The following is a 20,549-nucleotide window of genomic DNA, read 5'->3' as shown; positions in this document are numbered from 1 at the left end:
ACACACAAACCACCATGCCTGCCCGCCCGCTGTCCGACGACACCCTGCAGCTCATCGACGCCGTCCGCGAAGCGCTGCTGGAGGCCGGCGAGGTCGAGGAAAAGCGCATGTTCGGCTGCCATGTCTTCATGGTCAACGGCAAGCTGTGCCTGGGTGTGGAAGGCGACGAGCTGCTGGTGCGCCTGCCGCCGCACACGCACGCCGCCGTGGCGGAAACGCCGGGCGTGCGCACCCTGTCCAGCAAGGGGCTGATGGACGGCTACTTCTACATCAGCCCCGCCGCCTACGCCACGCGCGCACAGTGGCAGCACTGGATCGCCGCAGCCCTGGCCTTCAACCCGCTGGCCAAGGCCACGCGCAAGAAGGCCGCACGCAGTGACGGGGCACCGCCGCGCTCCACCAAAGAGAGCACACCACGCGCCTCCAACCTGCGCAAAACGGCCAAAACACCCAACAACACGAAGGCCACGCCGCGCCCGCCTGCGCGCAAGCACTCCGTGTTCGATGACGACGCCTGACCGGCCCGGAGATCCGCCATGCCCATCCGCATCGTTCAACTTGGCAGCCCGCGCAGCGCGGGCGAAGGCCTGCGCATCGGCACCGTGCGCCGACCGCCGCGCGGTGTGCCCAAGGCCGAATTTGCCAGTCGCGACTATTACGACGTCTGGTACCCCGAGCTATCACCCGAAGCCGACACCATGCAACTGGCGTTGCAGTCGCACCAGCTGCAGGCCCAGGGCCAGACGGCCGAGGCCGACAAGCTGTGGAAGCAGTTCCAGCAGCGTTTTCGCAAGCAGCTGGCGGCCGCGCCCGCCAGCCGCACCCTGGACCTGCTGGCCGCCCTGTCGCACCAGACGGCGTTTGCGCTGGGCTGCTACTGCGAGGATGAAGCCCGCTGCCACCGCAGCATTTTGCGCAGCCTGCTGGCCGAGCGCGGGGCCGACTTCAGCATCGGCTAGCTCACATTGCAAGACTTTTAAGCCTCCAGCCCTTATCACACCAGCGCAGACAGCTAGTTTTTTTGAAGATTACAACCACAGTTCAACACCACCAGGAGACAACGGTATGACCACCATCGCTTTCATCGGCCTCGGCAACATGGGCGGCCCCATGGCCATCAACCTGCAAAAAGCCGGCCACGCCGTGCGCGCCTTCGACCTGTCCAAGGAGGCCGTCGCCAAGGTGGTCGCCGAAGGCGCCACCGCCGCCTTCAGCGCACAGGACGCCGTGCAGGGCGCCAAAGTGGTGGTCACCATGCTGCCCGCCAGCCAGCACGTGGAGGCCCTGTTCCTGGGCAAGGACGGCGCCCCCGGCCTGCTGGCCAGCATTGCCCCGGGCACGCTGGTGATCGACAGCTCCACCATCGCCGCCGCCACCAGCCAGAAGGTGGCCAAGGCGGCCGATGCCGCCGGCATCGACTTCATCGACGCCCCGGTCTCGGGCGGCACGGGCGGCGCGATTGCGGGCACGCTGACCTTCATGGTCGGCGGCACCACGGCGCAGCTGGAACGCGCCCAGCCCTACCTGGAGAAAATGGGCGCCAACATCTTCCACGCCGGCGTCGTGGGAGCCGGCCAGACCGCCAAGATCTGCAACAACATGCTGCTGGGCATCCTGATGGTGGGCACCAGCGAAGCCATCGCCCTGGGCGTGGCCAACGGCCTGGACCCCAAGGTGCTGAGCGAGATCATGCGCCGCAGCTCCGGCGGCAACTGGGCACTGGAAAAGTACAACCCCTTCCCCGGCGTGCACGAGAACGCACCGGCCAGCAAGGGCTATGCCGGCGGCTTTGGCACGGACCTGATGCTCAAGGACCTGGGCCTGGCCCAGGACAACGCCATCGCCACCAAGGCCAGCACCCCGCTGGGCGGCATGGCCCGCGCCATCTATGCGGCCCACAGCATTGCGGGCCACGGCGGCGAGGACTTCTCCAGCGTCATCAAGATGCTGCAAAAGCCGTGAGGGCCTGAGCCACCGCGGATGCCCCCGCCCAGGCCGCCAGGCAGATGCCTGGCGGCTTGTTTTTGGAGGTGATCGGGTGCTCTGGCTTCCACGGCCTCAGAGAACTATTCACTCTGCGCACGCGGCCCCCCTGCCCCCGTGACCAGTTCTTCGAGCCGGACGTGCCAGCCGCGCGATCGCGCAAGCAGCGGCACAGTCCGGCTGGGGTCTGGGGCCACTACTGAAGGAAGAGCGCACCACAGCACCAGCGCAGTCCTCGCCACCACGGAGCAAGGAAGAAGGACGAGCATTCGCCCGAGCTAAACGTGGCGCACCCTGCGCCCTTTGGAGCCTTCACGCACAGGCCGCGCCATGCCATGGGCACAGCCGCCCTCATTCCGATGGATCACTCGGACACCATGTTGGAGGCCGCCCTGGCATGCCCCCAGACACTGGCCATCGCCGCGAACAGGATGCACACCCCGCCCACCACCAGCCCCAGATGCAAGGACGCGCCGCCCCACCACACGGCAGTGACGGCCGCAAACAGCACCTCGCACGGCAGAATCACTGCCGTCATCCGGGCGCTGAGGCGGGCCACGGCATATTGCAGGCACAGGTTCACCCCCAGAAAAGCCAGGGCCAGTCCCACAACGGGCAGCACCCACGCTGCCGCAGCGCCAGGCCAGGTGACGGCCAGGACTGCGGCATCCCCGGCCCCGGACAACAAGGTGGCCGCAGCCCCCGCGACCAGGGCCCCGCCCAGGAACATGGCCATCGCCCGCCCTTCGCGCGGTACCGCGGCCGCACGCCGCAGCAGCACGGTGTTCAAGGCAAAAGCAAAGCCGGCCAGCAAAGCCAAGGCATCGGCAAGGCTGGCAGAACGGGCCTGTATGCCCGCTGCAGTTGCCGCAGGACCGGCCAGCACGCAGGCGGCCCCGACCACCGCCAGCACAGCGCGCACGCTCGCACCGGCCGTCACCGCTTCGCCGAGCAACCGCCTTGCCAGCAGCAGCGACCACAGCGGCATCAGATAGAACAAGAGCACCATACGGACCACGTCCCCGATGCTGACCGCCCAGTTGAAGGCCGCATTGGTCAGACCTGAGGCGATGAGGATTCCCCACAGCGATGGCAGGCGCACGACCTGCCCCAGTGCTTGGGGGCGCCACAGCCCGATCCCGCTGGCCGCCAACCCGTAGATGCAGGTGGTCGCCCACAGCGGATGCAGCCCCAAGGACTGAAGCTGCCGGAAAGGCCACCACGCGACACCCCAGGCCAGCGCATTGAGCAGCAGCGCCAGCACCGGCACGGCTGTCGTATTCGAGAACGTTGCACGCATATATTCCACTATAGTAGATGTCCACTATAATGGAATGCATGTCGCCCCACACATCCCCCGAACACCTCATCCCCCAGCGCGTCCGCGAAGAGCGGATGCGACGCGGACTGACACTGGACCAGCTGGCGACCCAGGCGGGCGTGAGCCGGGCCATGATTTCCAAGATCGAGCGCGGTGAAAGCAGCCCCACCGCCGTGCTGCTCTCGCGCATCGGTGATGCCATGGGCCTGAGCATGTCGGCCCTGATGCGCGAGCCCCGGTCGGCCCCCACAGCGATCCAGCGCGTGCAAGAGCAGCAGCAGTGGACAGATCCGGCCACGGGCTATGTCCGGCGGCTGCTGTCCCCACCGGGCGATGCTGCCGAGGTGGAGATCGTGGCGGTCGAGTTGCCACCGGGGCAAACCGTCAGCTTTGCCGCCAGCGCCACGCTGCACTCGGACGACCAAATCCTGCTGCTGGAAGGCCAATTGACGCTCACTAGCGGGACCACCGTCTACGAACTACAGCCCGGGGACTGCGCGCGCGTGTCCACCCACGAAGAACAATCCTTTGGCAACAGCGGAACGACCGCTGCGCGCTATCTGGTCACCAAGCGCCACTTTCGCTGACCCCCATCGGCAACGCCGCCTCGCCCCTGCCCCCCGCTCACCACATGATGCATCTGAACTACCACTGGAACCGCCTGGAGGCCTTCACGGCCCTGGAAATCTACGAAGTGCTCCGCGCCCGAGAATCGATCTTCATCGTCGAGCAGCAGTGCGCCTACCAGGACGCCGACGGCTTGGACCCACAGTCCTGGCACCTGCGGGTGACGGTGGGGGGCGAGCTGGCGGCCTATGCCCGGGTCGTGGATCCCGGGCTCAAATACACGGAGCCTTCGATCGGGCGTGTGATCACGCTGGCCCAATTCCGCAACATCCAAATTGGCCGTGCGCTGGTCGCCGAGGCCATCGCCTTCACGGAAAAACACTTTCCCGGCCAAGGCATACGGATCGGTGCGCAGGCGCACCTCGAAAAGTTCTATGGATCGCTCGGATTCCAGGCCGTCGGGGATGTCTATGACGAAGATGGCATTCCCCATATCGACATGCTGAAACCGGCGCCATCGGCCGGCGGCGCTGCGGCGTGATGGCACTCGAAAGCGCCCACGCCGTGGCCTGGGCCATGCGCACCGCCCCCACGCTGGGCGCGGACCAGCACATCCTGGTCAACCTGTCCGGCCGTGGCGACAAGGATGCGGACTATGTGGCCAAAATCCTCAACCTATAAAACGATCGTCAAGAGGTTGGCGCGAAATTTGCGAAACATTTTGTATACCGTTGCCACAAGCAGCGGGGCATACCCAAGGATTCGTGATGAACTTCGTTGCCAACCTGTCGATCAAGCGCCGCCTGTACTGCGGCACCCTGTTTTGCCTGGCCATGCTGGCCGCCATTGGCGGCGCGGGCTTTTATGCCCTGGAGCAGACCCACCACACGGTGGAAGAGGTCTTCGCCACCCGGGTGCAGACCCTGACCGATATCAGCGAGCTGCGCACCAATCTAGGGAGCCTGCAGATCGCCGAGAAAAACACCATCGTGAATGCCGACAGCTCGGACCGGGCCGAAGAGATGCTGGGCCGCTGGCAGACCACGCTGGCCAGCATCAAGGAACGCGCCCAGATGCTGGGGATGCTGCAGCCCGAAACCTCGGACTACGCCCAGAAGCTGGGCGTGGTCCACACCTCGCTGGAGCGCTATGGCAACGACCTGTCCCCGCTGCTGGAGCAGGTGCGCCAGGGCCTGGTCAGCCCGGCCGAGGGGGCCGAGCAGGCCGAGTTCGTGCGCTCGGCCATCCATGACGCGGACGCCCTGCTGAGCGCCGCCGTGATGCAGGCCCAGGCCGAGCTGGACACCGCCCGCCAGCAGATCACCGCCCAGGCCGAGCAGATGAAGCGGCTGATGGCCGCCGTGGTGCTGATCGCCGTGCTGGTGATGCTGCCGGTGACGGTGGTCAGCGTGCGCACCATCATGCGTTCGCTGACCATGGCGCGCGACATGGCGCAGCGCGTGGCCGCCGGCGACCTGTCGCAGGACATCGTGGCGCTGAACCGCGACGAGGTGGGCCAACTGGTGACCGCCATGGCCGCCATGCAGGCCGCCCTGCGCAGCCTGGTGGCCCAGGTGCAGGCCGCCTCGGGCCAGGTGTCCACCGCCAGCGCGGAAATCGCCACCGGCAACCACCACCTGAGCGAGCGCACGGAGGACACGGCCTCGCACCTGCAGACCACCACCGGCGCCATGGAAGAGCTGGGCCAGGGCGTGCAGCACAACGCACAGGCCAGCGAAACCGCGCACCAGCAGGCCCAGGCCGCCACCAGCGTGGCCCAGCGCGGGCGCCAGGTGACGGCGGAGGTGGTGCAGACCATGGCACAGATCGCCCAGAGCTCCGAGCGCATCGCCCACATCACCGGGGTGATCGATGGCATCGCCTTCCAGACCAACATCCTGGCGCTGAATGCGGCAGTGGAGGCCGCCCGCGCCGGCGAACAGGGCCGCGGCTTTGCCGTGGTGGCCAACGAGGTGCGGGCCCTGGCCGGCCGCAGCGCCGAGGCGGCGCGCGAAATCAAGGCGCTGATCACCGCCTCCACCCAGTGCGTCGACAGCGGCACCAGCCTGGTTCGGCAGGCCGGCAGCACCATGGACGACATCGTGGGCAGTGTGCATCGCGTGGCCCAGGTGATTGCCGAGATCAGCGAGGCAGCCCACACCCAGCACCGCCAGATTGCGGAGGTGATGCGCTCCGTGGACGAGCTGGAACAGATGACCCAGCAGAACGCCGCCCTGGTGGAGCAGTCCAGCGCGGCCTCGGCCTCGCTGCGCGACCAGGCCGGCGTGCTGGACCAGGCCGTGCGGCAGTTCACCCTGCCCGGTGGCGTCCAGCCGGCCGAACAGGCACTCCTGGAATCAGAGCAGCCCGCGCTGATGCTGCAAGGCTAGAGGCCATTTTCACACCTTGGGCACAGCCACAGGGTGTGGACCAGCGGCGGTGGGCCCTCGGCCAGCGGCGGGGGTCGTCACCCGGGGCGGCCACGCGCGCCATGCCGCCCAGACCGCGCCGTCCAATATCTGCCAAATTGGCCTGCAGCGCCTGTGCAGCAAGCGCAGGCAGCTATCAAAACCGAATAACCCGTTTTCAGGGCAGCGGCGGGGCCATCAGGCGTCGCCCTTCCCCGCCGGGCACGCTGCCAAAGCGTTCGCTCTGGGCCTGCCAGGCCTCGCGGTAGGCGCGGATGCTCGCCAGATCCGGGCCGACAAAGTTCCACCACATGGTCACCGGGTCGGCAAACGGCGCGCCACCGATCAGCAGCAGCCGGGTGCCAGCCTGCATCTGCAGCGTCACCGCGGTGCGCCCGGCAGCCAGGTACGCCAGTTCATTGGCAATCCAGGTCTCGCCGGCCACGGCCAGCCCGCCAGTCAGCGGCAGCAAGCCGTATTCAAAGTCTGCGCGCAGCGGCAACGTCACGGTGGCCCCGCGGTCGCAACGCACCTCCAAGCCCACCAGTGGGAAATGCAGCTGCGTGGGCGCGGTGTGTTCGCCATAGCTGCCGGCCATCAGGGCCCAGTCGCAACCCTGCGCCTGCCAGGTGGGTAGCACCGGGTAATGCGCAAAGGCGGGCGGCTGGTCGGCCACCGCCGCCGGCAAGGCAATCCACAACTGGGCCGCATGCAGGCGCGCACCGGGCGTGACCGAGTCTTCGGTGTGCGAAATGCCGTAGCCTGCCGTCATCAGGTTCACCTGACCGGGGCGCACCACCTGTTCCGAGCCCAGGCTGTCGCAGTGCAGGATTTCGCCCTCGATCATCCAGGTGAAGGTCTGCAGCCGGGTGTGTGGGTGGGCCCCCACATGCATGCCCTGGCCGGCGGGAAAGTCCACCGGACCCAGGTGGTCCAGAAAACACCAGGCACCGATCATGCGCCGTCCCCGGGTGGGCAGGACGCGGGCCACCGTCATGCCCTCCCCCAGGCTGCTGGTGCGGGCAACGATGCGTTCAGGCGGGACGGGGGCTTCGGACATGGTGCAAGACTCCTCGTGGGGCACATCAAACATGCGACGTTGTACCACCCAGCGGGCCTGCCCGGTGTCATCCAGGCACGCCAGAACCGCCGGCATCCAGGCCGTGGCGCCTGGGTGCCCCGCTGTCAGCCCAGGGCGACGATCGCGCCGGCCAGGCGAGCGAAGGCGGACTCGGACAGGTCGTCGGCCGCCAGCGACTGGCGTCCGCCCCATTGGGTGAAGTGGCGCGACTGCGAACGCTGGTACTGGGGGTCGTAGTGCAGGCGCATCAGCTCGTCAAACAGCTGCGGGAGCGCGCCAGCCTGGGCCCAGTCCTGCCAGCGGGTAATCGTCTCACTGCCCTGGATTTCCTTGAGGTAGGCCAGCCGCTCGCACAACGAGGCCACGTCATCGCCCAGGTAGGCGTAATCGCGCAACAGGTAGTACAGCCGCGCCGCCTCGGTGGCCTGGATCTCGATCACCGGCGCCTGGCGCATGTGCTGCACCAGTTGCAGGGGCAAGGCCACGCGGCCGATCTTGGGGCTTTCCCCTTCCACGTACACCGGCCGGCTCAGGTCCAGGGTTTCCAGCACGGCCACCAGCTGTGTCTCGAAGCTCTTTTGCGAGGGCTGCGGCACGCCCGGCAAGGCGCCCAGCAACGACCCCTTGTGGCAGGCCAGCCCCTCCAGGTCCACCACCTGCGCGCCCTGCTGCTGCAAAGCGTGCAGCACGCGGGTCTTGGCGCTGCCGGTGGCGCCGCACAGCACGCGCAGCTGCAACTGCGGCACCAGGCGCTCGATCTCGCCAACCACATGGTGGCGAAAGGACTTGTAGCCACCCGCCAGTTGCTGGGCATCCCAGCCGACCAGGCGCAGCCACGTCACCATGGAGCCGCTGCGCAGCCCGCCACGCCAGCAATAGACCACGGGACGCCAGTTCTCGGGCTTGTCGGCAAAGGTGGTGTGCAGGTGCTGGGCCAGGTTCTGGGCCACCAGGGCCGCCCCCAGGCGTTTGGCCTCGAAGGGGCTGACCTGCTTGTAGATGGTGCCGATGGTGGCGCGCTCGGCGTCGCTCAGCACCGGGCAGTTGATCGCGCCGGGGATGTGGTCAAGGGCAAATTCTGCAGGCGTGCGGGCGTCGATGATGGTCGTGAACTGAGCAAGATCGGCCACACGGACGGGCTGGCGATGGGACATGGAAAAAACCGCAACAAGGAACAAAAGCCGACGCAGACAAGACGACCGGCGCATCTGCGCACAGCAGCCACCGCTGTACGCCAACACGAAGATGGGTCGACCCTCGACACGTGGCACACCCGCCTTCACGGGTTGCGCACACCTTGCTGTTGATGGCCCGCATTGTCGCCGCTGCAGGCGGCGCTTGCTGGATTTTCCATAAAGCACACACGGCCCGCACCTACAAAACTCGGGTTCTTCCCGCCTTATAGGTGCCGCCGATCTATGCAACCATATGCATACATTCCCCGGCAAGCGCCATCGGTTAAAGGCTGGGGAGTGGGTCTTGTATGAGACACATAACTAGAATTTCGCCTACAAGCGTCAAGTTTTAAAAGGTAACCCCATGGTGCAACTATCCAGACGCCAGTTCATGCAAGTGACTGGCTCGAGTCTGGCGGCATCCAGTCTGGCAGTGATGGGCTTCTCGCCCACCGCTGCCCTGGCTGAAGTCCGTCAGTTCAAACTGGCCGCAACCACCGTCACACGGCAGACATGCACGTACTGTTCGGTGGGCTGCGGCATCCTGATGTACTCCTACAGCGACGGCGTCAAGAACGCCAAGATGTCGGTGATGCACGTTGAAGGTGATCCCGATCACCCCGTGAATCGCGGCACGCTGTGCCCCAAGGGCGCCTCGCTGCTGGACTTCGTTCACAGCCCCAACCGCCTCAAGTACCCCGAATACCGTGCTCCCGGCTCGACCGAGTGGAAGCGCCTGTCGTGGGACGAAGCCCTGGACCGTATCGCCAAGCTTCTGAAGGAAGACCGCGACGCCAACTTCGTCGAGAAGAATGAAAAGGGTCAAACGGTCAACCGTTGGCTCACCACCGGCATGCTGGCTGCTTCGGCCTCTAGCAACGAAGCCGGTTACGTCACCCACAAGGTTGCCCGTTCCTGGGGCCTGCTGGCGCTCGATAACCAAGCACGTGTCTGACACGGCCCGACGGTGGCAGGTCTTGCCCCGACGTTTGGCCGTGGAGCCATGACAAATCACTGGGTCGACATCAAGAATGCTGATGTGATCCTGATCATGGGCGGTAACGCTGCGGAAGCGCACCCCTGTGGTTTCAAATGGGTGACCGAAGCGAAGGAGCACAACGGTGCGCACTTCATGGTGGTCGATCCGCGTTTCAACCGATCTGCTTCCGTAGCCGATTTCTATGCCCCTATCCGTTCGGGCTCGGACATCGTGTTCCTGGGCGGCATCATCAATTACCTGCTGACCAACGACAAGATTCACCACGAATATGTGAAGAACTACACCGACTTCACATACATCGTGCGCGAAGACTTTGCGTTCGACGAAGGCATCTTCTCCGGCTACAACCCCGAGACCCGTACTTACGACAAATCGTCGTGGGACTACGAGATGGGCGAAGACGGCTTCGTGAAGACCGACTCCACGTTGCAGCACCCCCGTTGCGTCTACCAGTGGCTCAAGCGCCATTACGCGGGCTATACCCCTGAGAAGGTGGAAAGCATCTGCGGCACACCCCAGGCCAAGTTCCTGCACGTGGCCGAGCAGTTTGCCTCGACCGCAGTGGCCGGCCGTGTGGCGACCATCATGTACGCACTGGGCTGGACCCAGCACACCACGGGCGCACAGATGCTGCGTACCGGCGCCATGATCCAGCTGCTGTGCGGCAACATCGGCGTTGCAGGTGGTGGCATGAACGCGTTGCGCGGTCACTCCAACATCCAGGGCCTGACCGACTTGGGTATCTTGTCCGCTTCGTTGCCGGGTTACCTGACGCTGCCCAACGAGCGCGAGCAAGACTACCAACAGTACATCGCCGCACGCACGCCCAAGCTGCTGCGTCCCGGCCAGATGAACTACTGGTCCAACACACCCAAGTTCCACGTCAGCTTGATGAAGGCATGGTGGGGTCCTGCGGCGACTGCGGAAAACAACTGGGCATTCGATTACCTGCCCAAGCTGGACAAGCAGTACGACATGCTGCAGATCACCGACATGATGGTGCAGGGCAAGGTGAATGGCTACATCGCGCAGGGCTTCAACCCCCTGGCCGCGTTGGCCAACTCCAACAATGTCCGCGAAGGCTTGAAGAAGCTGAAGTTCCTGGTCGTGATGGATCCGCTGGTCACCGAGACTTCCGAGTTCTGGAAGAACCACGGTGAATTCAACGATGTGGACTCAGCCTCCATCCAGACCGAGGTGTTCCGCCTGCCCACCACCTGCTTCGCCGAAGAAGACGGTGCCGTCGTGAGTTCCTCGCGCGTGCTGCAGTGGCACTGGAAGGCCGCCGATGCACCGGGTGAAGCCAAGACCGACATCGCGATCATGTCCGGCCTGCACCTGCGCCTGAAGAAGTTGTACGAGAAGGACGGCGGCAAGTTCCCTGACCCCATCGTCAACCTCTACTGGCCGTACTCGCACGCCGACCACCCCACTTCCGAGGAAATTGCCAAGGAATACAACGGTCGCGCCCTGGTCGATCTGTACGACCCCAAGGACCCCACCAAGCTCATCCGCAAGGCGGGCGAGCAGCTGGCGGGCTTTGGCGAAATGCGCGATGACGGCACCACCCTGGGTGGTTGCTGGATCTGGGCAGGCAGCTGGACGTCTTCGGGCAACCAGATGGCGCGCCGCGACAACAGCGACCCCACCGGGATCGGCAACACGCTGAACTGGGCCTGGGCCTGGCCGGCCAACCGCCGTGTGCTGTACAACCGCGCATCGTGCGACCGCCAAGGCAATCCGTTCAACCCCAAGCGCGTGCTGATCAAGTGGAATGGCAAGCAGTGGGGCGGCGCGGACGTGCCGGACGTGGCCGTGGGCCTGGATCCCGAGGTGATCAACCCCTTCATCATGAATCCCGAGGGTGTGGCGCGCTTGTTCGCACGCAAGGGCATGAACGAAGGTCCGTTCCCCACGCACTACGAGGCGTTCGACAACCCGCTGGGCTACAACCCCATGTATCCCAAGAACCCGCTGGCGGTCATCAACCCTGCGGCGCGTATCCTGGAGTCCACCAAGGGCACCGCGGGCGATCCCAAGGACTACCCACACGTGGGCACGACCTACCGCCTGACCGAGCACTTCCACTATTGGACCAAGCACGTTCAGCTGAACAACATCGTTCAGCCCGAACAGTTTGTGGAAATTGGTGAAGCGCTGGCCAAGGAGCTGGGCATCGAAACCGGCCAGAAGGTCAAGGTGTCGTCCAAGCGTGGTTTCGTCAAGGCTGCGGCAGTGGTGACCAAGCGCATCAAGCCCATGCAGATCGACGGCAAGACCATCCACCACGTGGGCATTCCGATCCACTGGGGCTTTGCCTCGACAGGTCGCAAGGGCTACCTGGCGAACAACTTGACTGCGTCGGTCGGTGACGGCAACAGCATGACCCCTGAATCCAAGACCTTCCTCGTGAAGGTTGAGAAGGCATAAGGAGAAATAGCTGATGTCCTCAACCATGTCCCTCGATATCAAGCGTCGCTCCGCAACGACCACCCCCGCTCCCAGTGCGCGTGAAGCACACAGCGGGGAGGTCGCCAAGCTGATCGATGTCTCCAAATGCATTGGCTGCAAGGCTTGCCAGACCGCCTGCATGGAGTGGAACGATCTGCGCGACGAAATCGGCACTTCGGCTGCTGGCGTGTACGACAACCCGACCGATCTGACCGATCAGTCGTGGACCGTGATGCGCTTTGCCGAGTACGAGAACGAAGCCACCGGCAATCTGGAATGGCTGATCCGCAAGGACGGCTGTATGCACTGTGAAGACCCCGGCTGTCTGAAGGCCTGCCCCTCGCCTGGTGCGATCGTGCAATACGCCAACGGCATCGTGGACTTCCAGCAGGACCAGTGCGTCGGTTGCGGCTACTGCGTGACCGGCTGCCCGTTCAACATTCCACGCATCTCCAAGAAGGACCACAAGGCGTACAAGTGCACCTTGTGCTCGGACCGCGTGGCGGTAGGCCGCGAACCTGCCTGCGTCAAGACCTGCCCGACTGGCGCCATCATGTTTGGCACCAAGAAGGCGATGCACGATCAGGCAGAGCGCCGCATCGGCGATCTGAAGCAGCGTGGCTACGCGAACGCCGGTTTGTATGACCCAGCAGCTGTGGGCGGCACGCACGTCATGTACGTGCTGCACCATGCTGACAAGCCTTCGCTGTACAAGGGCCTGCCGGACGATCCCAAGATCAGCCCGATGGTGTCCCTGTGGAAGGGTGTTGCCAAGCCTCTGGCGATGGCCGCACTGGGTGCAGCTGCTGTCGGCAGCCTGTTCCACTACATCACCAAGGGGCCGAACGACGTGTCCAAGGAACTGGAAGATGAAATGGAGCGCAAGGACGCTGAAGCGCTGAACAAGGAGAACGGCAAATGAAACGCAACCCTCGCGACCTCGTGCGCTACAACGCATCGGAGCGCGCCAACCACTGGGTGGTAGGCATTTGCTTCATTTTGCTGGCCCTGTCCGGTCTGGCGTTCTTCCACCCCGCCTTCTTTCCGCTGACTCAGCTGTTCGGTGGCGGCCCATGGACGCGCATTCTGCACCCCTACATCGGGGTGGTGATGGCCGTGTTCTTCATCATCATGGCGTGCCGTTTTGCCAAGCTCAACATCGTGGAACCCCGCGATATTGACTGGCTGAAAAACGTCAACAAGATGATCGACGGCGACGACCACGACATGCCCGAACAGGGCAAGTACAACGGTGGCCAGAAGCTCCTGTTCTGGGGCCTGGTGATCGGCATGTTGCTGATCACGGTCACCGGCGTGCTGATGTGGCGCGCCTGGTGGACGCTGCCCGTGGGCGTGGTGCGCGCCGCTTCGGTGGTGCACGCCATCGCTGCGGTGTGGATGATCGGACTGATCATCATGCACGTCTATGCGGCTATTTGGACCCGCGGCACCATCCGCGCCATGTTGTATGGCACAGTGACCCGTGCTTGGGCCAAGCAACACCACCGCGGCTGGTATCGCAAGATGACTGGCGACAACGACTGATCCGATCGGTCTTTAGATAAAGTCACTTAGACGCTTGTTGATTGCCGCCGGACGCCCTCTGCTGGGCGTGCCGGCGGCTTCAATTTCGGGACCCCTATTTCTATGCAACAACGCATTCTTCAACCCGGCGAAATCGAAGCGCTGGACAAGACCAGCTTCCCCCGCATCCTGCTGCCTCAGGTCACCAGCCTGTTCGCCGACCGCGCAGCGCGCCTGCGCCAGCTGTCGGACGGCAACCCGATCGCGGACTACCTGCAGTTCGCCGCCAAGATCGTGGATGCCCAGCATGCAGCCGCCGCCCAGGTGACGCTGCAGCCCCTGGACACCAGCAGCATGGAACGTGCGCAGCAGCACTCCATGCCCCTGCTGCCTGCCGCCGACCACATTGACCCCGCTTGGCACGCCGTGCTGGATGCCATGCTGGACACCCTGGCGGGCAACGAAGGTCTGCCCGAGCCGCTGCAGCCCCTGATCACCTCGCTGCGCGCCCTCAGCCTGCAGGAGCGCGATGAAATCGCCCAGCGCCTGCTGCAAAAGGAGGTGGCCGCCCGCCACATCGGCATGGCCCCCTTCATCATGGCCGCGCTGCAAGTGACCTATGCCCAGCGCGCCGCGGCCCTCAGCGTGCGCGACGTGCCCTACACCGAGCCGGCCACCATCTGCCCCGTCTGCGCCAGCGAACCCGTGGCCAGCGTGCTGCGCATTGGCGGCCAGAGCAGCGGCCACCGCTACCTGCACTGCGGCACCTGCTGCACCGAATGGCACATGGTGCGCGTCAAGTGCTCGCACTGCGAGTCCACCGAAGGCATCCACTACCAGACCATCGAAGGCAGCAAGGACGTCATCACCGCCGAGACCTGCGACCAGTGCGGCACCTACCGCAAGGTCATCAACCAGGAAAAGGACCCCTTGGCCGAGCCGCTGGCCGACGACCTGGCCAGCCTGACCATGGACCTGCTGATGAGCGAGAGCACCCGCTTCCAGCGCTCCAGCGCCAACCCCCTGCTGTTTGTGGCCGTGGCCGAAGAGCAGGCGGCCGACGCCGAGGCCGGCCTGGTGGACCCTGCGGCACAATAAGCGACCAGCCACCGCCAGCCCCTGCCGAAAGGCCGCTGCGGCGGCCTTTCTTCATTGCCCGATTGTTTTTGACTGCGAGATCCCCCGCCGTGAACGCTGCCACCCCGCGCCTCCCCTCCGTTGACAAGCTGCTGCACACCCCGGCCTTGCAGGCCTTGCAGCAGCAGTACGGCACCAGCAGCACCACGGATGCCGTGCGCCAGATACTGGAAGGGCTGCGCCCGGCGCTGCGCGAGGGCAGCCTGCACGCAGACCAGGTGACCGAGACCGCCCTGGTGCAAGCGACCGAGCAGCGCCTGACCGAGCGCTTTGCCCCTCGCCTGCGCAGCGTGTTCAACCTCACAGGCACGGTGCTGCACACCAACCTGGGCCGCGCCCTGCTGCCCCAGGAAGCGGTGGACGCCGTGGTCGAGGCGCTGACCACCCCCGCCAACCTGGAATACGACCTGGCCACCGGCGGCCGTGGCGACCGCGACGACCTGGTCGAACAGCTGGTCTGCGAGCTGACCGGCGCCGAGGCCGCCACCATCGTCAACAACAATGCCGCCGCCGTGCTGCTGGCCCTGTCCACCCTGGCAGCCGGCCAGGAAGTGGTGGTGTCGCGCGGCGAGCTGGTCGAGATTGGCGGCGCCTTCCGCATTCCGGACATCATGAAGCGCGCCGGCTGCCAGCTGGTTGAAGTGGGCACCACCAACCGCACCCACGCCAAGGACTATGCCGAGGCCGTGACCGACGCCACCGCCCTGCTGATGAAGGTGCACACCAGCAACTACGCCGTCATGGGCTTCACCAAGAGCGTCTCGGATGCCGAGGTCACTGCCATGGCGCACGAGCGCGGCCTGTCCATGCTGGTGGACCTGGGCAGCGGCACCCTGGTGGACCTGCGCCAGTGGGGCCTGCCCCACGAGGTGACGGTGCGCGAGACCGTGGAGGCCGGCGCCGACATCGTCACCTTCTCGGGCGACAAGCTGCTGGGCGGCCCCCAGGCCGGCATCATCGTCGGCCGCAAGGACCTGATCGCCAAGATCAAGAAGAACCCCATGAAGCGCGCCCTGCGCGTGGGCAAGCTGACGCTGGCCGCGCTGGAGCCCACGCTGCGCCTGTACCTGCACCCGGAAAAGCTGGCCGAGCGCCTGACCACGCTGCGCCTGTTCACCCGCCCGCCCGCCGACATGCAGGCCCAGGCCGAGGCCTTGCGCCCCCGGTTGCAGGACGTGCTGGGCGATGCCTGGGTCGTCGAGACCGCCGCCATGCACAGCCAGATCGGCAGCGGCGCCCTGCCCGTGGACAACCTACCCAGCTGGGCCTGAAGCTGTACCCCGCCAGCGGCAAGCAGGCGGGCCGCCAGCTGACCCAGCTGGAAGCGCGCTTGCGCGCCCTGCCACGCCCGGTGATTGGCCGCCTGCACGACGATGCCCTGTGGCTGGACCTGCGCTGCCTGGAGGCCCCGGCCCAGCCGCAGTTTGAACAACAGCTGCATGCCTTGCGCTGAGCACGGCCCGCACGCTAAGACGCAGGCGATGGACGATGGCAACGAGGCGCGAAGCAGCAGGTAGCTCTTCAGTACGACAATCCCAGGCAACGGCGCGCCCAGGTTTGCACAGGGCCATCTAAATACATAGCTACTGGCGCTTGCTGGACAAGCGCTGGATGCCAATTTGACTAGGAACCATCGGGGTTCTGGAAAGTGTTTGCATGATCATCGGTACCGCGGGACACATTGACCACGGCAAGACCACGCTGGTGCGCGCCCTCACCGGGGTGGAGACCGACCGCCTGAAGGAAGAGAAGGCGCGCGGCATCTCGATCGAGCTGGGCTACGCCTACGCCCCCCTGCCCAACGGCGACGTGCTGGGCATCATCGACGTGCCCGGCCACGAAAAGTTTGTGCACACCATGGCCGCTGGCGCCGTGGGCATCGACCACGCGCTGCTGGTGGTGGCCGCCGACGACGGCGTCATGCCACAGACGCTGGAGCACCTGGAAATCCTGCAACTGCTGGGCATCCGCCAGGGCACCGTGGCCCTGACCAAGGTCGACCGCGTGCTGCCCGAGCGCATCCAGGACGTGCGCGACGAAATCACCGCCATCCTCAGCGTCACGGCCCTGGCCGGCAGCCCAATCTTTGAAACCGCCGCCGCCCAGCCCGGCGCCCCCGGCGTGCAGGCCCTGCGCGCGCACCTGGACGTACAGGCCCAGCTGATGCCCCCGCGCCCGCGCGACGGCCTGTTCCGGCTGGCGGTGGACCGTGTCTTCACCCTGCCCGGCCAGGGCACCGTGGTCACCGGCACGGTGTTCAACGGTCGTGTGGCCGTGGGCGACAGCCTGGTGCATTCGGCCAGTGGCCAGGCGGTGCGGGTGCGCAGCATCCACGCCCAGAACCAGGCGGCCGAGCAAGGCGTGGCCGGCCAGCGCTGCGCGCTGAACCTGGCCGGCATCGCCAAGGACGACATCCAGCGTGGCGACTGGATCGCCGATGGCCGCGTGCTGCAGGCCACCGACCGCATCGACATCCGCCTGCACCTGCTGGCCGAAGCCCCGCCGATGGCGCAGTGGACGCCGGTGCACGTGCACCTGGGCACCCAGCGCGGCACGGCCCACGTGGCCCTGCTGCAGGACCAGCCGATCGAGCCCGGCACCGAAGTGCGTGCGCAGCTGGTGCTGGACGCCCCGGTCTTCACCGTGCCCGGCGACCGCCTGGTGCTGCGCAACGCCCAGGCCAGCCGCACCATTGCCGGCGGCATGGTGCTGGACCCGTATGCCCCCGCGCGCAAGCGCCGCAGCCCAGAGCGCAGCGCCACCCTGGATGCGCTGGAGCACCTGGTGGCCACGCACGATGCCACGCCGCTGGTCGCCCAGGCCGCCCACGGCCTGCCCCTGTCCCAGTTGCAACGCCTGACCGGGCGCAGTCTGGACGGCATTGTCCTGGCTGACACACAGCGCATTGCGCTGGCCGACGGGGATGCGCTGCTGATCGACGCCCAGCGCCTGGCCCAGCTGCAGGCCCAGGTGCTGGACACCATCACGCGCTTTCACGACAAGTACCCGGATGAGCCTGGCATCAACGCCGCGCGCCTGCGCCGCATGGCCTGGCCCGGCCTGGTCCATGCGCAACACGACATGCTGTGGCGCGCCATCATCGACCAGTTGCTGCAGTCGCAGCAGCTGGCCAGCAGCGGGGCGTGGCTGCACCGGCCCGGCCACAGCGTGCAGCTGTCCGCCGCCGAGCAGGCCCTGGCCGAGCAACTGCTGCCGCGCCTGCAGGACGGCCGCTTTGACCCACCTTGGGTGCGCGACCTGGCACGCGACACAGGCAGCGGCGAGGAAGTGGTGCGCCAGCTGCTGCGCAAGCTGGCCCGCCAGGGCCAGCTGTTCCAGGTGGTCAAGGACCTGTTCTACACCGCCGCCAACATGGACCAGCTGGCCACCATCGTCAAAGACCTGGCCACCACCACGCCCCACGGCGAGGTCGAGGCCCGCGCCTTCCGCGACGCGACACAACTGGGCCGCAAGCGCGCCATCCAGATCATCGAGTGCTTCGACCGCCTGGGCTACACCCGGCGTGTGCGCGACGCCCACGTGCTGCGCCCCGACGCCCAGTGGCACCCCCAGGCATGAGCCCGGCATCGCCCCGATTACCGCGCTGCGCCCCGCCAGCGCGTTACAATCGGCGCCAGCTTCTTCGGAAGGCAATCGTGCCCGGTGGTGCGGCCGGGCTTCAAACCCGGTGAGGGGTGTTAGCCACTCCTGGGTAGGTTCGACTCCTGCTGCTTTCCGCCACACATCCAAGCCCTGACTCTGCCGGAGTCAGGGCTTTTTAATGCACCGCGCTGCATATAAAAAAGAGCAATTAGCGCATGCTCACTTGGCCTTTCCTTTTACTTTTGCTTGCAATCCAAAGAGAATCAAGCGCTTCGCGCTATGGTTTTAGGCCACCATGTCTTTGCATCTTTCTGACGAAGAGTTTCTGGACTTTCAAAGCTTCATCCATCGCCAGACGGGCATCCAGATGCACCGCGGCAAGAAAGCCTTGATCTGCGGCCGCCTGGCCAAGCGCCTGCAGCAGTGCGGCATGCACAGCTATGGCGACTACTTCCGCTTCATCCACACTGCGGAAGGCCAGGGCGAACACCAGACCTGCATCGACCTGCTGACCACCAACGAAACCTACTTCTTCCGCGAACCCAAGCACTTTGACTGGCTGACGGATTACCTGCGGGGCCTGTCGCCCGGCACGCAGCCACTGCGCCTGTGGAGCGCGGCCTGCTCCAGCGGCGAGGAGGCCTACAGCCTGGCCATGGTGCTGGCCGAATACAGCCCGCGCGCCTGGCAGTTGATGGGCTCGGACATCAGCACACGCATGCTCGAGCGTGCGCGTACCGGGCACTATCCAATGGCGCGCAACAAGCACTTGCCGCCCGAGCTGCTCAAGAAGTACTGCCTGCGCGGCACCGGCCGGCAGGATGGCACCTTCCTGATCACCAAGGCCCTGCGCGAGCGCGTGGAGTTCTGCCACATCAACCTCAACGAGGCCCTGCCCCAGGTCGGCCTGTTCGACGTGATCTTTCTGCGCAACGTGATGATCTACTTCGGCTCAGCGACCAAGCAGGCCGTGGTCAACCGACTGGCGCAGCAGCTACGGCCCGGAGGTTTCCTCTGCATCGGGCATTCGGAAAGCCTCAACGATGTGCAGCACCCGCTGCAATCCCTGGCCCCATCCATCTTCCGCAAGCCCGGCACGGCCGTCTGACGATGAGCATCCGCGTTCTGCTGGTCGACGACTCCGCACTGATGCGCCAGACACTGGGGGCCCTGTTGCACGACAGCCCCGGTATCGAGCTGCTGGCCGCCGTCTCCGACCCGCTGCTGGCCATAAAGCGCATGCAGCAAGAATGGCCCGACGTGATCGTGCTGGATGTGGAGATGCCGCACATGGACGGCATCACCTTCCTCAAGAAAATCATGCACGAGCGGCCCACGCCCGTCATCATCTGCTCCACCCTGACCGAGCAGGGCGCACAGGCCACCCTGGACGCCATGGCCGCCGGCGCATTCACGGTGATGGCCAAGCCGCGGCTGGGCCTGCGCCACTTTCTGGACGAGCATGCCAAGGAGTTCATCACCACCATCCGCGCCGCTATGCAGGCCAACGTGCGGCGCCTGGTGCCGCGCGCGCCCTTGCCGGCGCCTGCCCCCAAGCTGAGCGCCGACGCCGTGCTGCCGGCCACCGCGCCCCGGCATGCCCTTGCCCACACCACGGAGCGGATTGTGGCGGTGGGCACCTCCACCGGTGGCACGCAGGCGCTGGAGCGCATCCTCACCGCCCTGCCGCGGCTGTCGCCGGGCCTGGTCATCGTGCAGCACATGCCCGAGCAGTTCACTGCGGCTTTTGCCCAGCGCCTGAACCAGCTGTGCGACATCACCGTGCAGGAAGCCCAGAACGGCGACCGCGTACTGCCAGGCCATGCCCTGATCGCCCCGGGCGGGCACCACATGCTGCTGCGCCGCAGCGGTGCGCAATACCGCGTGGAGATTGTGAATGGCCCCCTGGTCAGCCGCCACCGCCCCTCGGTCAATGTGCTGTTCCGTTCCGTGGCGCAAACCGCTGGCGCCAATGCCCTGGGCATTTTGCTGACCGGCATGGGCGACGATGGTGCAGCCGGCTTGCTGGAGATGCGCCAGGCAGGTGCCCACACCCTGGCGCAGGACGAGGCCAGCTGCGTCGTATTCGGCATGCCCAAGGAAGCCATCAAGCGCGGTGCGGCCGCCCAGGTGCTGGCCCTGCACGACATGCCGGAAGCCATCGCGCGCTACAACAAAAGTACCGCCTAGGTAAAGCTTTTAACCGCGTGGTCTGCCCAGGATTCTAGGGTTTACCCGGTAAAGCTTCGGCTTTGCGCATATCCTCACCGTATACATTTTTTAACAAAAGCGCACACCG

General features: G+C 65.7%; 16 protein-coding genes, 1 tRNA gene and 2 pseudogenes. 16 read left to right on the top strand and 3 right to left on the bottom strand.

Going from position 1 to position 20,549, the window contains the following annotated elements; genetic code table 11:
• Positions 1–14: 14 nt before the first annotated feature.
• The 3 genes from SJH88_RS01420 to mmsB all read left to right on the top strand — a co-directional run bounded on the left by SJH88_RS01420 (position 15) and on the right by mmsB (position 1,962).
• Positions 15–518, top strand: a complete 504-nt coding sequence (locus SJH88_RS01420) for a TfoX/Sxy family protein (protein ID WP_274753411.1) — start codon at positions 15–17, stop codon at positions 516–518.
• 18 nt (positions 519–536) lie between these two features.
• Positions 537–959: a DUF488 domain-containing protein gene (locus SJH88_RS01415; RefSeq protein WP_274753410.1), complete on the top strand. Its 423-nt coding sequence runs from the start codon at positions 537–539 to the stop codon at positions 957–959.
• Positions 960–1,065: 106 nt separating this feature from the next.
• Positions 1,066–1,962, top strand: coding sequence for a 3-hydroxyisobutyrate dehydrogenase (gene mmsB, locus SJH88_RS01410; RefSeq protein WP_274753409.1), 897 nt, complete (start codon positions 1,066–1,068; stop codon positions 1,960–1,962).
• Positions 1,963–2,347: 385 nt separating this feature from the next.
• Here the strand turns inward: mmsB and SJH88_RS01405 are convergent, their stop codons facing one another.
• Complete coding sequence (locus SJH88_RS01405) at positions 2,348–3,283, bottom strand: EamA family transporter (protein ID WP_274753408.1); 936 nt, start codon at positions 3,281–3,283, stop codon at positions 2,348–2,350.
• A 38-nt stretch (positions 3,284–3,321) separates the two neighbouring features.
• Between SJH88_RS01405 and SJH88_RS01400 the strand changes: the two genes are divergently transcribed.
• From SJH88_RS01400 to SJH88_RS01385, 4 genes and pseudogenes are all read left to right on the top strand, one after another.
• Positions 3,322–3,891 (top strand): helix-turn-helix domain-containing protein, encoded by a 570-nt coding sequence (locus SJH88_RS01400; protein WP_274753407.1) that lies wholly within the window; start codon positions 3,322–3,324, stop codon positions 3,889–3,891.
• 44 nt (positions 3,892–3,935) lie between these two features.
• A complete protein-coding gene (locus tag SJH88_RS01395; protein ID WP_314323642.1) occupies positions 3,936–4,412 on the top strand; it encodes a GNAT family N-acetyltransferase in 477 nt (158 codons plus the stop codon).
• Positions 4,409–4,552 (top strand): annotated as a pseudogene (locus tag SJH88_RS01390) (tryptophan synthase subunit beta); the annotation flags it as partial. The gene SJH88_RS01395 and the pseudogene SJH88_RS01390, both read left to right, overlap by 4 nt.
• A gap of 86 nt (positions 4,553–4,638) precedes the next feature.
• Positions 4,639–6,261 (top strand): methyl-accepting chemotaxis protein, encoded by a 1,623-nt coding sequence (locus SJH88_RS01385; RefSeq protein ID WP_274753406.1) that lies wholly within the window; start codon positions 4,639–4,641, stop codon positions 6,259–6,261.
• Between the two features lie 196 nt (positions 6,262–6,457).
• Here the strand turns inward: SJH88_RS01385 and SJH88_RS01380 are convergent, their stop codons facing one another.
• Together SJH88_RS01380 and mnmH are read right to left on the bottom strand one after the other, a co-directional pair.
• Positions 6,458–7,339: a pirin family protein gene (locus SJH88_RS01380; RefSeq protein ID WP_274753405.1), complete on the bottom strand. Its 882-nt coding sequence runs from the start codon at positions 7,337–7,339 to the stop codon at positions 6,458–6,460.
• Positions 7,340–7,464: 125 nt separating this feature from the next.
• The gene (gene mnmH / locus SJH88_RS01375) at positions 7,465–8,514 is read right to left on the bottom strand and encodes a tRNA 2-selenouridine(34) synthase MnmH (RefSeq protein WP_274753404.1); all 1,050 of its coding nucleotides are present in this window, start codon (positions 8,512–8,514) and stop codon (positions 7,465–7,467) included.
• Between the two features lie 385 nt (positions 8,515–8,899).
• Here mnmH and fdnG point away from each other — a divergent pair, with 385 nt between their 5' ends.
• The 9 genes and pseudogenes from fdnG (at position 8,900) to SJH88_RS01330 (ending at position 20,440) form a co-directional block, all read left to right on the top strand.
• Complete coding sequence (fdnG, locus tag SJH88_RS01370) at positions 8,900–11,965, top strand: formate dehydrogenase-N subunit alpha (RefSeq protein ID WP_274753403.1); 3,066 nt, start codon at positions 8,900–8,902, stop codon at positions 11,963–11,965.
• Positions 11,966–11,978: 13 nt separating this feature from the next.
• A complete protein-coding gene (gene fdxH, locus SJH88_RS01365) occupies positions 11,979–12,908 on the top strand; it encodes a formate dehydrogenase subunit beta (RefSeq protein ID WP_042412715.1) in 930 nt (309 codons plus the stop codon).
• The gene (locus tag SJH88_RS01360; protein WP_042412714.1) at positions 12,905–13,531 is read left to right on the top strand and encodes a formate dehydrogenase subunit gamma; all 627 of its coding nucleotides are present in this window, start codon (positions 12,905–12,907) and stop codon (positions 13,529–13,531) included. Before fdxH ends, SJH88_RS01360 begins: the two co-directional genes overlap by 4 nt.
• Before the next feature lie 102 nt (positions 13,532–13,633).
• Positions 13,634–14,608: a formate dehydrogenase accessory protein FdhE gene (fdhE, locus tag SJH88_RS01355; protein WP_274753402.1), complete on the top strand. Its 975-nt coding sequence runs from the start codon at positions 13,634–13,636 to the stop codon at positions 14,606–14,608.
• 62 nt (positions 14,609–14,670) lie between these two features.
• A pseudogene (gene selA / locus SJH88_RS01350) lies at positions 14,671–16,100 on the top strand (L-seryl-tRNA(Sec) selenium transferase).
• Between the two features lie 203 nt (positions 16,101–16,303).
• Positions 16,304–18,226, top strand: coding sequence for a selenocysteine-specific translation elongation factor (selB, locus tag SJH88_RS01345; RefSeq protein WP_274753401.1), 1,923 nt, complete (start codon positions 16,304–16,306; stop codon positions 18,224–18,226).
• A gap of 66 nt (positions 18,227–18,292) precedes the next feature.
• Positions 18,293–18,388 (top strand) — tRNA-Sec (locus SJH88_RS01340).
• A 157-nt stretch (positions 18,389–18,545) separates the two neighbouring features.
• Complete coding sequence (locus SJH88_RS01335) at positions 18,546–19,358, top strand: CheR family methyltransferase (protein WP_274753400.1); 813 nt, start codon at positions 18,546–18,548, stop codon at positions 19,356–19,358.
• 2 nt (positions 19,359–19,360) lie between these two features.
• On the top strand, positions 19,361–20,440 hold the full coding sequence (locus tag SJH88_RS01330; RefSeq protein WP_274753399.1) for a protein-glutamate methylesterase/protein-glutamine glutaminase: 1,080 nt from the start codon (positions 19,361–19,363) through the stop codon (positions 20,438–20,440).
• Positions 20,441–20,549: the final 109 nt, after the last annotated feature.

The organism is Comamonas sp. GCA5 (genome assembly GCF_036541385.1).
Taxonomy (GTDB): Bacteria; Pseudomonadota; Gammaproteobacteria; order Burkholderiales; family Burkholderiaceae_C; genus Comamonas; species Comamonas aquatica.
The sequence above is the reverse complement of the archived record's forward strand: the minus strand, read 5'-3'. Positions and strand labels throughout refer to the sequence as shown.